This window comes from Kibdelosporangium phytohabitans (assembly GCF_001302585.1).
Lineage (GTDB): Bacteria > Actinomycetota > Actinomycetes > Mycobacteriales > Pseudonocardiaceae > Kibdelosporangium > Kibdelosporangium phytohabitans.
This window is the reverse complement of record NZ_CP012752.1, coordinates 3,168,454-3,184,129: the sequence shown is the minus strand read 5'-3', so window position 1 is coordinate 3,184,129 and position 15,676 is coordinate 3,168,454. Positions and strand designations below refer to the sequence as shown.

General features: G+C 69.4%; 10 protein-coding genes and 3 pseudogenes. 6 read left to right on the top strand and 7 right to left on the bottom strand.

Features of this window, described 5'->3' with window-relative positions; translation table 11 throughout:
* Window positions 1-59: 59 nt before the first annotated feature.
* A complete protein-coding gene (locus tag AOZ06_RS14785) occupies window positions 60-1,289 on the top strand; it encodes a thiolase family protein (RefSeq protein WP_054289920.1) in 1,230 nt (409 codons plus the stop codon).
* A complete protein-coding gene (locus AOZ06_RS14780) occupies window positions 1,286-3,379 on the top strand; it encodes a 3-hydroxyacyl-CoA dehydrogenase NAD-binding domain-containing protein (RefSeq protein ID WP_236952233.1) in 2,094 nt (697 codons plus the stop codon). Before AOZ06_RS14785 ends, AOZ06_RS14780 begins: the two co-directional genes overlap by 4 nt.
* Window positions 3,380-3,433: 54 nt before the next feature.
* Here AOZ06_RS14780 and AOZ06_RS62040 read toward each other — a convergent pair.
* The 4 genes and pseudogenes from AOZ06_RS62040 to AOZ06_RS14765 form a co-directional block, all read right to left on the bottom strand.
* A pseudogene (locus tag AOZ06_RS62040) lies at window positions 3,434-3,718 on the bottom strand (glutamine amidotransferase); the annotation flags it as partial.
* Between the two features lie 263 nt (window positions 3,719-3,981).
* Window positions 3,982-4,440, bottom strand: coding sequence for a DUF1727 domain-containing protein (locus AOZ06_RS59870; RefSeq protein ID WP_236952231.1), 459 nt, complete (start codon window positions 4,438-4,440; stop codon window positions 3,982-3,984).
* 88 nt (window positions 4,441-4,528) lie between these two features.
* A pseudogene (locus tag AOZ06_RS59865) lies at window positions 4,529-4,801 on the bottom strand (hypothetical protein); the annotation flags it as partial.
* Between the two features lie 256 nt (window positions 4,802-5,057).
* Window positions 5,058-6,425: a serine/threonine-protein kinase gene (locus AOZ06_RS14765; protein ID WP_054289917.1), complete on the bottom strand. Its 1,368-nt coding sequence runs from the start codon at window positions 6,423-6,425 to the stop codon at window positions 5,058-5,060.
* A gap of 38 nt (window positions 6,426-6,463) precedes the next feature.
* On the opposite strand from AOZ06_RS14765, the gene AOZ06_RS14760 reads away from it, so the two are divergent.
* The 4 genes and pseudogenes from AOZ06_RS14760 (at window position 6,464) to AOZ06_RS14745 (ending at window position 9,965) form a co-directional block, all read left to right on the top strand.
* Window positions 6,464-7,021: an RNA polymerase sigma factor gene (locus AOZ06_RS14760; protein ID WP_054289916.1), complete on the top strand. Its 558-nt coding sequence runs from the start codon at window positions 6,464-6,466 to the stop codon at window positions 7,019-7,021.
* 59 nt (window positions 7,022-7,080) lie between these two features.
* A pseudogene (locus AOZ06_RS62465) lies at window positions 7,081-7,323 on the top strand (histidinol-phosphatase); the annotation flags it as partial.
* A gap of 1,369 nt (window positions 7,324-8,692) precedes the next feature.
* Window positions 8,693-9,490 carry a DUF72 domain-containing protein gene (locus AOZ06_RS14750; RefSeq protein WP_083472632.1) on the top strand — a complete coding sequence of 266 codons (798 nt, stop codon included), beginning with the start codon at window positions 8,693-8,695 and terminating at the stop codon, window positions 9,488-9,490.
* A gap of 109 nt (window positions 9,491-9,599) precedes the next feature.
* Complete coding sequence (locus AOZ06_RS14745) at window positions 9,600-9,965, top strand: peptidase inhibitor family I36 protein (protein ID WP_054289915.1); 366 nt, start codon at window positions 9,600-9,602, stop codon at window positions 9,963-9,965.
* A gap of 100 nt (window positions 9,966-10,065) precedes the next feature.
* On the opposite strand, the gene AOZ06_RS14740 is transcribed toward AOZ06_RS14745, so the two are convergent.
* The 3 genes from AOZ06_RS14740 to dxs are packed head-to-tail and all read right to left on the bottom strand — an operon-like array spanning window position 10,066 to window position 13,793.
* The gene (locus AOZ06_RS14740; protein ID WP_054289914.1) at window positions 10,066-11,193 is read right to left on the bottom strand and encodes a sensor histidine kinase; all 1,128 of its coding nucleotides are present in this window, start codon (window positions 11,191-11,193) and stop codon (window positions 10,066-10,068) included.
* Between the two features lies 1 nt (window position 11,194).
* Window positions 11,195-11,872, bottom strand: a complete 678-nt coding sequence (locus tag AOZ06_RS14735) for a response regulator transcription factor (protein WP_054289913.1) — start codon at window positions 11,870-11,872, stop codon at window positions 11,195-11,197.
* A gap of 4 nt (window positions 11,873-11,876) precedes the next feature.
* Entirely contained in the window at window positions 11,877-13,793 is a 1,917-nt protein-coding gene (gene dxs, locus AOZ06_RS14730) for a 1-deoxy-D-xylulose-5-phosphate synthase (protein ID WP_054296651.1), read from the bottom strand.
* Window positions 13,794-15,676 lie beyond the last annotated feature (1,883 nt).

The window sequence follows — 15,676 nt, the reverse complement described above, 5'->3', positions numbered from 1 at the left end:
GTTGGTGCCACGGCCGCCCCTACCGGCGGGTAACCCACAGACACGAGGGAGGACTTGCCGTGGCCGCACCAGCACCCACCAGTGCTGCGCGCGCCCTTCGCAACGTGGTCTTCGTCGACGGCGTGCGCACGCCGTTCGGCAAGGCGGGCAAGAAGGGCATCTACGCCGAGACCCGCGCGGACGACCTGGTCGTCAAGGTCATCCGCGAACTGCTGCGCAGGCACCCGCAGCTGCCGCCGGAGCGCGTCGACGAGGTCGCCATCGCGGCGACCACCCAGATCGGCGACCAGGGCCTGACCATCGGCCGGACCGCCGCGCTGCTGGCCGGGCTGCCGAAGTCCGTGCCGGGCTTCGCCATCGACCGCATGTGCGCGGGCGCGATGACCGCCGTGACCACCACCGCGAGCGGCATCGCGTTCGGCGCGTACGACGTGGCCATCGCGGGCGGCGTCGAGCACATGGGCCGTCACCCGATGGGTGAAGGCGTCGACCCGAACCCGCGGTTCCTGGCCGACAAGCTGGTGGACACGTCCGCGCTCGTGATGGGCCAGACCGCCGAGAACCTGCACGACCGGTTCCCGCACCTGACCAAGGAGCGCGCGGACAAGTACGCCGCCGCGTCGCAGGAGAAGTACGCCGACGCCGTGAAGGCGGGCAAGATCGGACCCGAGTTCGTGCCGGTCGCGACCCGGTCCGCGGAGCTGGGCTGGGGCCTGGCGACCGAGGACGAGCCGCCGAGGCCAGGCACCACAGTCGAGACGCTGGCCGCGCTGAAGACGCCGTTCCGCTCGCACGGCCGGGTCACCGCGGGCAACGCGGCCGGTCTGAACGACGGTGCGACCGGTGCGCTGCTCGCTGACGAGGAGACCGCCCGTGAGCTCGGTCTGCCGATCGGCATGCGGCTCGTGGGTTACGCCTTCGCCGGTGTCGAACCCGAAGTCATGGGCGTCGGCCCGGTGCCCGCGACCGAGAAGGCGCTCAAGCGCGCGGGCCTGACCATCGACGACATCGGCCTGTTCGAGGTCAACGAGGCGTTCGCCGTGCAGGTGCTGGCGTTCCTCGACCACTTCGGCATCGCCGACGACGACCCGCGGGTCAACGAGTGGGGCGGCGCGATCGCCACCGGCCACCCGCTCGCCTCCTCCGGTGTGCGGCTGATGACGCAGCTGTCGCGTCAGTTCGCCGAGCACCCCGAAGTCCGCTACGGCATCACCACCATGTGCATCGGCATCGGCATGGGCGGCACCGTGATCTGGGAGAACCCGAACTGGAACGGGGGCACGAAGTGACTGCCGGCGTCTTCCCCGACGAGGTCGTCACCAAGGCGACCACGCGGCTGATCACCGTACCCGGCCTCGACGGCCGGGTCGCGCTGATCACCTTGGACAACGGGTTCGACCACACCAAGCCGAACACCTTCGGCCCCGGTGGCCTGACCAGCCTGAACGAGGCGTTCGACGAAGCCGTCGCGGCCGAGCCCGCGGCGATCGCGGTGACCGGCAAGCCGTTCATCTTCGCCGTCGGCGCCGACCTGACCGGTGTCGAGCAGGTGGCCGACCGGGCGACCGCGCTGCAGATCGCGCAACTCGGGCACGACGTGTTCCGCCGGTTCACCGACTCCGGGATCCCGACCTTCGCGTTCGTCAACGGCGCGGTGATGGGCGGCGGCCTCGAACTCGCGCTGTCGTGCCACTACCGGACGCTGGCCAGCAACGCGGCGGCGATCTCGTTCCCCGAGGTGTTCCTCGGCCTGTTCCCCGGCTGGGGCGGTACGCAGCTGCTGCCGAACCTGATCGGCGCGGACAAGGCCGTCACCGTGATCATCGAGAACGCGTTGAGCCAGAACAAGATGCTCAAGCCCGCGCAGGCCGCGCAGTTCGGCATCGTGGACGTGCTGCTCGAGTCGGCCGACTACCTCGAGCAGTCGCTGCTGTGGCTGGCCGACGTGGTCAACGGCAAGACCACGCCACAGCGGCCGGAGATCGACCGCGGCGAGGCGTGGGACGCGGCGATCGCCCGCGCCAAGGCCATTGTGGACGGTAAGACGCACGGCGCGTCGCCTGGCGCGACCAAGGCCGTCGAGCTGCTGGAACTGGCTCGCCGCAACGACCTCACGGCCGGTTACGCCGCCGAGACCGAAGCGCTGGCCGACGTGCTGATGACCGACGAGTTGCGTGCGGGCCTGTACTCGTTCAACCTCGTGCAGAAGCGTGCCCGGCGCCCAGCGGGTGCGCCGGACAAGTCGCTGGCGCGTCCGGTCACCAAGGTCGGCATCGTCGGCGCCGGTCTGATGGCGTCCCAGATGGCGTTGCTGTTCGCCCGCCGGTTGCACGTTCCCGTTGTGCTGACGGACATCGACCAGGCGCGTGTGGACAAGGGCGTCGGCTACGTGCACACCGAGGTCGACAAGCTGGCAGGCAAGAAGCGGATCTCGCCGGACGAGGCGAACCGGTTGAAGGCACTGGTGTCCGGCTCGCTGGACAAGGCCGCCTTCGCCGACGCCGACTTCGTCATCGAGGCGGTCTTCGAGGACCTCGAAGTCAAGCAGCAGGTGTTCGCCGAGGTCGAGGAGCACGTCTCGGCCGAGTGCGTGCTCGCCACCAACACGTCGTCACTGTCCATCACGGACATGGCCGCGAAGCTCAAGCACCCCGAGCGGGTCGTGGGCTTCCACTTCTTCAACCCGGTCGCGGTCATGCCGCTGCTGGAGATCATCCGCGCCGACCGGACCGACGACGCCACGCTGGCGACGGCGTTCAAGGTCGGCAAGGAGCTGAAGAAGTCCTCGGTGCTGGTCAAGGACGCGCCCGCGTTCGTGGTCAACCGGCTGCTGACCCGGTTCCTCGGTGAGATCACCGCGGCGCTGGACGAGGGCACGCCGTTCGAGGTGGCCGACCACGCGCTCGACCCGCTCGGTCTGCCGATGACGCCGATGATCCTGCTGCAACTGGTGGGCCCGGCGGTGGGTCTGCACGTCGCGGAGATCATGCACAACGCGTTCCCGGACCGCTTCGGCGTGAGCGAGAACATGAAGCGCTTCGTCGAAGCGGGCAAGACCGCGGTGTGGCAGTGGGACGCGCAGGGCAACCAGACCCTCGACCCGGAGGTCGCGGCGCTCTGGAAGCCGGGCGACTCGCCGTCCACGGGTGAGCAGCTGCTCGACCGCACGCTGGTCGCGCTGGCCGACGAGGTCCGGCGCATGCTGGACGAGGGCGTCGTGGCGGAGGCTCAGGACATCGACCTGTGCCTGATCCTCGGTGCGGGCTGGCCGTTCTGGCTCGGCGGCATCACGCCGTACCTCGACCGTGCCGGGATTTCCGAGCGCGTCACCGGTAAGCGTTTCCTCGCACAGGGTGTGGCGAGCGTTCCCGCCTCCTGAACGGGTTCTTCGAAGGGCGGCCGGCTCCGGTCGGCCGCCCTTCGGCACGTGCGGACAAGTTCCGACGACCCTGCCCGCGATCACGCCTTCAGCGCCGCCGTGGCCGTTGCCGACCCCCTGGACGACCCGCCCGAGCGGCTGAGCGTCCCTGCCGAGCCTCGTACCGCCCTGGTGGTTCTCAAACCCGCTGAGCGGCCCGAACGGGGAATCCACCACGATCTCGCCGACCGCCCGCCTTGGCCGTGGTTCGGTCGTCACGTCCAGCAGACCGGCACCGTCGCGATCGACGCCGTCGCCCGTGCGATACCTGGTGCCGAGGATCTGAGAACCCGCGCACAGCCAAAACCGCCGCGCCGCGTGCCACAGCTCGCTGCAAGCCCGGAGTCGCCCGGATCGAGTCGGCCGCGCGCCGCGCCACGTCCTCTCCCCCGCCGATCACGTACAGGTCGCAGGACTCCGGCACGGACGCGCCCGCCGCGACTTCGACGGTCCCGGCCGTGATCCCCCGCAAGCGCAGCCGCTGCCGCAGCACCAACGCGTTGCCGCGATCACCGTATGTGCCAAGCAGATCCGGGAACAGCAAGGCGATCCGGACGGCCCGCTCACTGTGCCCCATTGCGCCCCCTCGCTCGGATCGACTGGAATGCCGTGTAGTCGGCCAGCACGTTCGGCCTGCCCGGTCCGCTGTTGGTGATGGCCAGCACCGGATCCGGCTCGGCCCTGAACCGCACGTTCGCGTACCGCAACCGCACCGCGAGGGGGGTGGCCCGCTCGCCGGTGACCGTGACGTTCCCGCCTGCCAGCCGTTCGAACTCGACATCCCACAGCCAGGACATGTCGTTCCCGTCGGCCTGCCTGCTGTTGACCGCGAGCACGACCGGCTCCCGCTCGGCGCGGGCCAGCTCGATCGCCTCGGTCCAGCTCGCCGGGTTCTTGGCCGGGATCAGCCGGGCGGACCGCTCGCCGTACTGGTGGATCGCGTACCTGCCCGCGACGTGCGCGATCGTCCCGATCCGGTCGGCGGCCGGGTCGGGCGGACAGCCCACGAGTCGCCGGTCCACCGTGACCCGGCCGCCACCACGACACCTTCCGGGCCGCACGAGCCGCGGACACGATGTACGGGTCGTCGCAGTTGGCGACGACAGCCGCGCCCGGGTTGGCGCTGACCACCTGGCGCAGGACACGTTCCACGCCACGGATCTCGCCGACCCGGTCGAGCTGGCCACGGCTGAGGTTGAGCAGCACGATCACGCTCGGCCGGGTCTGCGCCGCGACCTGCGCCAGGTGCAGTTCGTCCACTTCGAGCACCCCGTACGGTGCCTCGGGCGCGCCCATCAACGCGCTGAGATGCCCGTCGGGCATGTTGGCGCCGGTGGTGTTGGTCGCGACTGTGCTGATCGACCGCAGCGCCTCGGTGATCATCAACGTGCTGGTTGTCTTGCCGTTGGTACCCGTCACCAGCACGACCTCGCGGCCGCGACTCAGCCTGGCGAGCGCACGGTGGTCGAGTGCCGTCGCCACCCGGCCGCCGATGATGGCACCGTCTCCGACCCCCAGTCGGCGCGAGGACCATGCCGCGAGCTTGCCAAGCCGAATCGCCCCCTCACCCCAATTCCGTGAACGGACTGTGGGACGGCGGTTGTCACCGGAGAGTGGGGACGTGTCGCTGTGACTCAGGTCACCCTGAAGCCGGGTTGATCGGCCCGACCTCCACCTGGCCGTCGGTACCCACCGGGCCGCCCTTCCATGGCAGCGTGACCAGGTCCGGGGTGTCCGGCAACAGGAACTCGACGCGGACCGGCGTCTCCGCCTTCCCCCGGCCCCTCGGCCAGCTCACGTCGAGCTGGGCGACGGCTGTGCCGCCCAGCTCCACCGGCCTCGGCGCACCGACGCCGTCACCCATCTGGCGCTCCAGCGTCCGGCCGTCGGCGAGGACGAACCGGAAGTCGGTCAGGTACCCCTCGATGGTGCATTCCCGCTTCGGCGACTCGAAGAAGATCCCCAGGCCCCACCGCTCCGCCTCGGCGCTCAACCCGTCGAACTGGTCCGCGTCGTTCATGGAGACCTTCAGGTCGGCGGCCCGGCAGGTGTCAGGGTCGACCGGGATCGGCGTCGACGGCGGCGCCGGCTCGCTCGCCGAGGCCGAGCTGTCCATCGGCGGCAGCGTGGCAGGGGCGTTCGGCGTGGACGTCGAGGTCGCGCCGCTGGACTGTTCGGCGACAGTGCGACGCGGCAACGGCAGCGTCAGCACCGCCACCAGCACCACGAGCACGACCGCGAGCGGCGCCAGGTGCAGCGGCGACCGGCGGTGCGCCCCGAACTCCTCGATGAAGGTGCGCACGTCCGGCCAGCGCTTGTCCGGATCGGCCCGCAACGCCCGGGTCACCACCCTGGCGATCGGCTTGGGCATCGGGGTACCGCCGCTCTCCCCGACCGACACGCCCGTGAACAGCCGGTGGGCCAGCGCGCCGAGGCCGTAGACGTCTGTGCGCTCGTCCACGATCGCGCCCGGCCTCGCCTGCTCCGGCGCCATGTACCCGGGCGACCCGGCGACCTGGGTCAGGCCGGAGCTCTGCGTGAGCGCCTTGGCCAGGCCCAGGTCGGCGAGCACGACGCCGTGGGCGGACCGGAAAAGCACATTGGACGGTTTCAGGTCGCGGTGGATCACACCCATGTCGTGCAGCACTGTCACCGCTTCGGCGACGTCGGCCAGGATCGCCGACGCCTCCTGAGTGGCCAGCGGACCGGCCGCGAGCCGGTCCTCGAGGCTGCCCAGCTCGGCGAGCGCGGTGACGAAGTACGGCCGCCCGTCCGGCAGTTCCCCGATGTCGAACACGCGCAGTATCCGGTCGGAGTCGGCCTGGCGCAGCAGCCGCGCCTCGGTGAGGAAGCGCTCCCGGACATCCAGGTGCCGGGACCAGTTGTCGGCGAGGACCTTGATCGCGACCTCGCCACCGAGCATGTCGTCGGCAGCCCGCCACACCGACGCGAACGCACCGGTGCCCAGCAGGCCGGACACCCGGTAACGACCGATCTGCTCGATCACCTGTCCCCCGCTATGCTGTACTGGTCGATCGGGGGAAGATGCTAGTCCACCAAGAGCTCGAAGATCTCGCCAAACGGGCTTCTTCCGGTGACCGGGTGGCCCTCGACCAGCTCCTGCGAGCGATCCAGCCCACAGTCCTGCGGTTGTGCGGGCGCTACCTGCCGTGTCTCCAGGACGCCGAGGAAGCCTGCCAGGACGTGCTGCTGAAGATCGCCGAACGCCTCCCCCAGTTCGAGTGGCGCAGCAAGTTCAGCACGTGGCTGCACACCGTGGTGAACAACAGCGCGATGGACACGTACCGCTCGCTGAAGCGGCGGGCCGCGCGCATCGGCGTCGACGACCAGCTGGCCGCGCGACCGGACCCGCGGACCACCAGTGTGATCGCCGGATCACGGGTGGACCTGCTGGACGCGCTGGAACGGCTCGAAGCCGACCGCCCCAAGCTGGCCGCCACCTTCGTCCTGCGTGACATCTCCCAGCTCAGCTATGCCGAGATCGCCGAGCAGCTCGACATCCCCGAAGGCACGGTCAAGGCACGGGTGCACTCCGCGCGCCAGGTCGTCAGGGAACTGCTCGACACCACCCGGCACACGTGACAGACGCCGTCAACCTGACGGCCACTGATGATCCACTTCTCCCTCCTACGGTCCGCCGCATGGAACACGACAGAAGAGGCTTCCTGCGACGCGCCGGACTCGCCGGCGCCGCCGGGCTGATCGGCACAGCGGCGAGCCATGGCGAGGCCGCGGCCACGCCGGCCGCGCCACTGGACGCCGACATCACCGGTGAGATGGGACGCCTGCTCGGCCGCGACCGGTACCGCTGGCTCGTCGGCGACCACCACACGCACACGCAGTACTCGTACGACGCGATGTACACGGTGGACAACGTGGTGTCCGGCGCGCGGCAGCACGGTGTCGACTGGCTGGTCATCACCGACCACGGCTACCCGGCGCACGAGAAGTCCTCGGTCGAGCCGACCGACGCGGACGTTCGAGCCGCCCGCCGCAAGCACCGCGACATCCTGCTGTGGCAAGGAATCGAGTGGAACGTGCCCGGTGCCGAGCACGCCACTGTCTTCTTCGCCCCCGGTGCCGACGAAGCCGCTCTGCTGCGCACGTTCGAGCGCACGTACGACTCGCGCCTGACCGACTCGGGTCCGGGATGGCCCGAGAACGAGGCCAAGGCGCTCGCGGCCGTGCGCTGGCTCCGGCAGAACACGCGCGACCCGATCGTCGTCGTGAACCACCCCGCCCGCAATGGTCGCGTCGCACCACACGAGCTACGCGCGTTGCGCGACACCGGCCTTGTCATCGGTATGGAAGGCGCTCCCGGTGCGCAGGCCGACGGTTTTCCCAAGCCCCATGGGAACGGCGGCGCGCGCGGTGGGTACGGCAACAGTCCCGGCACAGACTCGTGGCCCGGTTACCCGGTCGAGGCGTACCGGACCTACGGCGGCTTCGACTGGACGACGGCACGACTGGGCGGCGTCTGGGACTCCCTTCTGGCCGAGGGCAAAGGTTTCTGGATCACGAGCAATTCCGACTCCCACTACAACAGGGGCGACGTGCTGACGAGGCCAGCCGTGCCCGGCGACTACTTCGACAGGACCGGGAAGTATCCGGACCCGATCAATTCCGGTGTACCCCAGCTGTTCGCCCCGTACGCCGACTTCTACCCGGGCGAGTTCAGCAGGACACATGTCGGCGCGACCGCGCGTACCCACACCGCCGTCGCGTCCGCCCTACGCGCCGGCCGTGTCTGGGTGACCCACGGTGGCCTGGTCGACAATCTCGAAGTGGCTGCCTATGGCGACGGTCAGTTCGCCACGTACGGCGGCCGCATCCGGGTACGCAAGGGCTCGTCCGTCACCGTTGTCATTGTCGCGCGCTTGGCCATTCGACCCAACGGAAGCGGATCCGTCCCCACACTGCGCCGCATCGACCTGATCCAGAACCAGGTCACCGGAACCGCCGCACCGGATGTGTCCACTGCCCCCGCGACCAGAGTAGCGCAATCCTTCGAGCCGCGCAGGTGGTGGCCCGGGCACACGGTGGTCTTCCAGCACACCTTCCGGAACGTGCGCGCCCGTTCTACGCCCGAGTCCGTGGCACAGACGGAAACCGCCACACCAGCGGCGGCATCGAACCGGCCATGGACGTCATCGGCGATGCCGACCCGTTCGAAGACCTGTGGTGCTACACGAATCCGGTGTTCGCCGACGTGTGGTGACCCGGTCCGGCGGGTACAACCACAGTGTGATCCGGATCGGGACCTCGGGCTGGCTGTACCCGCCGTGGCGTGGCGTGTTCTACCCGGACGGCCTGCCACACCGGCGGGAGCTGGAGTACATCTCCCGCCAGGTGGACTCGGTCGAGATCAACGGTTCGTTCTACTCGTTGCAGCGGCCGTCGAGCTACCAGCGCTGGGCGGCCGAGACGCCGGACGACTTCGTGTTCGCCGTGAAGGGCGGCCGGTTCATCACGCACATGAAGCGGCTCAGGGACATTGAGGTCCCGCTGGCCAACTTCTTCGCTTCCGGCGTCCTCGCGCTGGAGGACAAACTGGGGCCGGTGCTGTGGCAGTTCCCCGGCAGTTTCCCGTTCGACGCGGACCTGTTCGGCGACTTCCTCGCCATGCTGCCGCGGTCGACCGGGGCAGCCGCCGACCTGGCTGCCGGGCACGACTCCAGATTGGACGGACGGTCGTGGCTCGACGTGGTCACGGACCGTCCACTTCGCCACGCATTCGAAGTACGCCATCCGAGTTTCGCGGACTCCAGCTTCGCCGACCTCCTGAGCCGCCACGACGCCGCGATGGTCATCGCGGACACGGCAGGCACCTTCCCCTGCTTCGATGACATCACAACGGATTTCACGTACATCCGGCTGCACGGCGACACGGAGCTCTACGCAAGCGGATACACCGACGCCGCGCTTGACTTGTGGGCCAACAAGATTCGCAAGTGGAACGTGGACACGTACGTCTACTTCGACAACGACATCAAGGTGCAGGCGCCAGGCGACGCCATAGAGTTACGACGACGACTCCCCCGAACACGATAGTGTGATCAACTCGAAAACTGCGGACAACGGGCTCCGGACGCGGCAATCTTGAATTGCGCGGCCGAGGTGTGGCCGTGGTTGACGAACACACTCACTCAGGGGATCTCACATGTCGAAGCTTGTTCAGCGCGCCCTTTTCACCGGTCTGCTCACCGCGGGCGCCCTGCTGCCCGCCGTTCCCGCCAGCGCGGCCGACGCGGTGACGAACTGCGATCGCGGCGAATTCTGCCTGTGGCCAAAGGAAAACTACGGGGGCACGTCGGTCAGACACACGTTGGAGACGGCCAATCCCGGTGAGTGCGTGCCGCTGGGCGGCCTGGTCGCGAAATCGATGGCGAACCGGCTGACCAAGGATGTCACGGTCTACCAAGGAGAAGACTGCTCGACCGAGGCCGAGTTCACCACATATCCCAAAGGCGGCACGTTCGTGCCGGACGCGCCGTTCGTGGTGCGAGCCATCCAGATCTGGGAATGAGGAGGGCCGGATGCCGATCATCATCAAGCTGTGGTGAAACCACAACACACGCGCACCAAAGACCAGTAGCGCGACGCCCCGCCGCCCCGGGGCTCGCTGCTCACAGTTTCGCCGGGAGGTACACCTCGACTGACAGTCCGCCATCGGGCACTGGGTAGGCGCTGACCTGGCCGTGGTGCGCGACCACGACGGCTCGCACGATCGACAGACCCAAACCGGTGCCGGTGCGGGACGTGCGGTCGACGCCGCCGCGACGGAAGGGCTCGAAGAGTTCGCCGACGCGGGAGGCGTCGATGAGCGGGCCGGAGGAGCTCACTCGCAGCGTCGCCCATTCCGGGGTGGCCGACGTACGCACATCTATCCAACCGCCGTCGATGTTGTGGCGGACAGCGTTTTCGAGGAGGTTGCCAGCGACACGTTCCAGCAGTGCCGGATCGCCGACGGCCGGGGCCGGAGCGGCGTGGAAGGTCGGGGTGATGCCGCGGGGCTCGGCCTCGGCACGGACACCGTGCCAGGCGGTGGCCACCGTGCTGGCGAGGTCGACGGCTTCGCGGACGCCCACGCCCATCCCGTCGGTGCGGGCGAGCAGGAGCAGGGCATCGACGAGCTGACCGGAGCGCAGGGTCGCGGCGCGCACGACACCTGCCATCCGGCGCAGTTCGGCGACGTCCGCCTCCGGGTCGGTCAGCGTGACGTCCAGTTCGGTGCGGATGACCGACAACGGGGTGCGCAGTTCGTGGCTGGCGTTGGCCACGAACCGCCGCTGGGACTCGAAGGCCGCCTGCAGGCGGGCGAGCATGTCGTCGAAGGTGTCGGCCAGTTCGGCGAGTTCGTCACGCGGGCCCTCGTAGGCGATGCGCGCACCGAGCGACTCGGCCGACAACCGGCGGGCGGTCGTGGTGACTTCCCGCAACGGACGGAGGATGCGGCCCGTGAGGGTCCAGGAAAGGAGGGCAGCCGCAGCCACCACAGCAGTGAAGGCGATGGAGCCGTAGACGAGGATGCGTTCGCGTGCGTCGTCCTGGAGCACCTTGGCGAGTTCGGCCGCGTCGACCTGCCTGCCGTCGACCACGACGGGTGTGTCCCCTGGCAGGCTCGGCACCGAGCCGACCACGTCGCCGGCGAGCAACCAGCCGAGCCACAACAGCATCACGCTGACCGCCGCCGCCAGGCCAGTGGCCAGCAAAGTGATGCGAACCCGCAGGCGGAGCCCGCGTTGGGTGGTCAAGTCACCCCGTTTCGGTGCCGGCCACCGGTACTCGGTAACCGGAGCCGACCACGGTGTCGATCAGGCCGGGTTCGCCCAGCTTCTTGCGAAGCGTCATGACGGTCACCCGGACCGTCGTGGTGAACGGGTCGGCGTTCTCGTCCCAGACGCGCTCGAGCAGTTCCTCACTGCTCACCACGGATCCGCCCGCGGCGAGCAGGACCTCGAGCACACCGAACTCCTTGCGGGTCAGCTCGACGGCCCGGCCCGCCCGGCTGACCGTGCGTTTCGACGGGTCGAGTTCGAGGTCGCCGACGGTCAGCACCGGCGGGGTCGCGGGCGTGGCGCGGCGTGCGAGCGCACGAACACGCGCGACGAGTTCGGGAAACGCGAACGGTTTCGCCAGGTAGTCGTCCGCGCCGAGGGACAGTCCCTCGACGCGGTCCTCGACCGTGCCACTCGCGGTGAGCATCAGCACGCGGGTGAGCGCGCCGGAGGAGACGATCTCGCGGCACAACTCGTCGCCGGACATGCCCGGCAGGTCACGGTCGAGCACGATCACGTCGTAGCGCGTGATCGTGGATTTCTCGTGACCCGCGTCGCCGTCGAGCGCGACGTCGACAGCCATGCCCTCCCGGCGCAGGCCGCGGGCGATCGCCTCGGCCAGCGCCTCTTCGTCCTCGACTACCAGAACTCGCACTGCCTCAGTCCTTCGTGGACGCTCTGACTTCGTCGGCGGCCGGTTCGCCGAGCCGCCCCGCGGCCCACTCGGTGACCCGCCTCGCCACGTCCTGCGCGGTGAGGCCGAGGTCGGCGAGCACTTCCGCACGCGTTCCGTGGTCATGGAACTCTTGGGGCACACCGAGATCACGCAGCGGGACGTCCACGTCGGCGTCCCGCATGGCCGCGGCGAGGGCCCAGCCGAACCCGCCGTGCCTGCCGCCGTCCTCGATGGTCACCACAAGCCGGTGCCGCGCCGCCATGTCCACGAGCGACGACGGAACCGGTGTGACCCAACGCGGGTCGACCACCGTGACGCCGATCCCGTGGTCGGCCAGGCGTTCGGCGGCGGCCAGACCGAGCTCGCCGAACACACCGACTGCCACGAGCAGGATGTCCTCGCCTTCCTGCGGGCGACGGAGCACGTCGACACCACCGACGCGTTCCACAGCGGTGATCTCGGAACCGACCGCGGCTTTCGGGAACCGGAGCACAGTCGGGCCGTCGGTCACGTCGGTGGCTTCGCGCAGCAGCTCGGCCAGCGTCTTGGCGTCGCGCGGCGCGCACACCCGGATGCCCGGGATGGTGCCGAGGATCGAGATGTCCCACATGCCGTGGTGGCTGGCGCCGTCCGGACCGGTGATGCCCGCACGGTCCAGCACGACGGTAACCGGCTGCTTGTGCAGGGCCACGTCCATCAGCAGCTGGTCGAACGCCCGGTTGAGGAACGTCGCGTACACCGCGACCACCGGGTGCAGCCCGCCCATCGCCAGACCGGCGGCCGACGTGAACGCGTGCTGCTCCGCGATGCCCACGTCGAAGCAGCGACCGGGGAACTTGGCGGCGAACTTGTCCAGCCCGGTCGGGCCGAGCATCGCGGCGGTGATCGCCACGATGTCCTCGCGGTCGGCGCCCAGCCGGACGAGCTCCTCGGAGAACACCGAGGACCAGGTCTTCTTCTTGGGGTTGATCGGTTCACCGGTGATGGGGTCCATCACGTCGGTGGCGTGCATCTGGTCGGCTTCGTGGTTCTCGGCGGGCGCGTAGCCGTTGCCCTTGCGGGTGGCAGCGTGCACGACGACCGGGCCGCCGTACTCCTTGGCGCGGCGCAACGCCGCCTCCATGGCGTGCACGTCGTGCCCGTCGACCGGGCCGACGTACTTCAGGCCCAGGTCCTCGAACATCATCTGCGGGCTCAGCGCGTCCTTGATCCCGCGCTTGGCCGCGTGCAGCGCCGCGTAGATCGGCCTGCCGACGACCGGGGTGTTCTGCAGCACCCGGCGACCGCCTTCGAGGGCCTTCTCGTAGCCGGGCTGCAGGCGCAGCGACGCCAGGTGGTCGGCGAGACCACCGATGGTCGGCGCGTACGACCGGCCGTTGTCGTTGACCACGATCACGATCGGGCGGGTGTGGTCGGCGGCGATGTTGTTCAACGCCTCCCAGCACATGCCACCGGTCAGCGCGCCGTCACCCACGACCGCGACGACGTGCCGCCGCTGCGAACGCAGCTGGAACGCCTTCGCCAGACCGTCGGCATAGGACAGTGCCGTGGAGGCGTGGCTGTTCTCCACCAAGTCGTGCTCGCTCTCGGCGCGCGACGGGTAGCCCGACATGCCGCCGCGCTGGCGCAGCGTGTCGAACCCGCCGCTGCGGCCGGTCACGATCTTGTGCACGTAGCTCTGGTGGCCGGTGTCGAAGACGATCGCGTCGTTCGGCGAGTCGAACACCCGGTGCACCGCGAGGGTCAGCTCGACGACCCCGAGATTGGGGCCGAGGTGCCCGCCGGTCCTTGCCACCTTGTCCACCAGGAACGAGCGGATCTCGCCGGCGAGCCGGACCACCTCCTCGTCGGTGAGGCGCTTCAAGTCGGTCGGTCCGTGCAGGTTCTCCAGCAGAGTCACTGCTTCCACCTCGTCTGAGTCGCTCCACTCCGTACTCGTCTGCCCGGCTTCCCGCCCGAACCGGCTTCCAGCCAGTCTACGGACGGCGCGGGAGTGCGGCCCGGGCGGCACGAACCTGCCCGGCGGACGCCGCCGAAGTTGTAAGGTCCCAGCAGGAACGCTGGGGTCAGGGAGGACCGGGGGACATGAGCGTGCCAGAGGTCGATCAGCAGCAGCTGATCAGGCGCATCGGCCGGGCGCTGCTCGGTGCGGCGCCGCCGAGCTGGAAGCGGATCAGGGCGGAGTACCGGTCGGCGGGGCGTCACATCGAGGTGGACGTCACGGTGACGGGTGAGGACGGGCAGCCGTTCCCGATCCGGCCGCCGATGGACGTGGTCGAGCTGTTCGGCGAGCTGCGCGCGGCGATGTACCGGCCGGGTAGGGGAACCTGGCTTTCGGGCGTCTACCTGCTGGATCACCCGTCGAAGTTCAGCGCGGAGTTCGAGCCGGACACCGAGCCGAGGTGGCGGCGGATGCCACCGCCGATCGGTTTCCAGGACGAGCTGCGCCAGTTCCCCCGTGAGGATGGCCACATCCCCGAATGGCTGAGGGCGAGGGCAGGGCTGCCGCCGCTGCCCAACCAGGCCCAGCAAGCCCCTCAGCGAGGACAGCCGGGTGCACCACCAGCCCAGCCACCAACAGGCCAGCCACCGGCAGCCCAGCACGCCCCCGGCGGTGCAGGAGGGTCCGGCGCACCGGGACCGGGAGGGCCAGGCTTCGGCACCCCACCGGCCGCACCGCACGGATTCGCCGGACCGCCGATCGCTCAGCCGAACACTCCCCCAAGCGGCACGCCGATCCCGCCGCAAGGCTTCGGCCACGCAACCGGACCAGCAGGTGACCGACCGAACACACCACCCGGCGGCACACCACTCCCCCAACAAGGCTTCGCAGGCAGCCACGCAGCCGAACCAGCAAGCGGCCGACCAAACACGCCCCCAGGCGGCACGCCGATCCCGACGCAAAGCTCCAGCCACCCAGCCGGGCCGTCAGACGAGCGGCACACGCCACCGGGTGGAACATCACTCCCGCCGGGAGGTTTCGCAGGAAGCCCAGCGGACAACACGCAGTTCGGCGAGCCGTCACCCGCGCGGGGATTCACTGCGCCCGGCCAAACCACACCATCCGGTGAACCACCGTTCGGTGCGGGCAGCCACGCAGCTGACGGGCATGGCGACACCTCACGTGGCGAGGGGCCGTTCCCAGCGCACGGCTTCGCCGGGCCAGCGACTGGCCAGTCGAACACGCCCTCAGGCGGAGCACCACTCGAAACGAAAGGTTTCGCAGGCAGTCACGCCGCCGACCCGAGCAACAATCCGCCACACGGTTTCGCCAACGCCTCGGGACAGACCGCACCCAGTGAACCACCATTCGACACGAGCAGTCACGCCGCCGGACCCATCGACGATTCGCCACGCCAATTCGCCACAACCGACGGCACACAACAGCAACACGGCTTCGCCAACGCCGCGGGGCAGACGACACACAGCCAACCGTCATTCGATACGGGCAGTCACGCAGCCGGACCCGATGACAACCCGGCGCTCAGCGAACCCCAGGAATACAACGCAGGCAGTCACGCAGCCGGAGCCGTCGTTCATCCGCCGCACGGATTCACCGCACCCGACGGGGCACCACCACACGCCCCGCGACAGACGGCACCCAGCGAACCACCATTCGCCATGGATAGTCACGTAGCCGGACCCGGTGACAACCCAGCGCTCAACGAACCGCAACGATTCCACGCACCAGGTCAGACAACACCCGACGATTTATCGTTCAGCCCAGGCGGCCACGCCACCGGACCCAGCGACAATCCGCCGCTCAGCGAGCCCCACGGATAC

Coding starts and splice junctions, on each gene's coding strand:
- AOZ06_RS14760 (WP_054289916.1), top strand. CDS start 6,464: ATGCTAGTCCACCAAGAGCTCGAAGATCTCGCCAAACGGGCTTCTTCC.
- AOZ06_RS14745 (WP_054289915.1), top strand. CDS start 9,600: ATGTCGAAGCTTGTTCAGCGCGCCCTTTTCACCGGTCTGCTCACCGCG.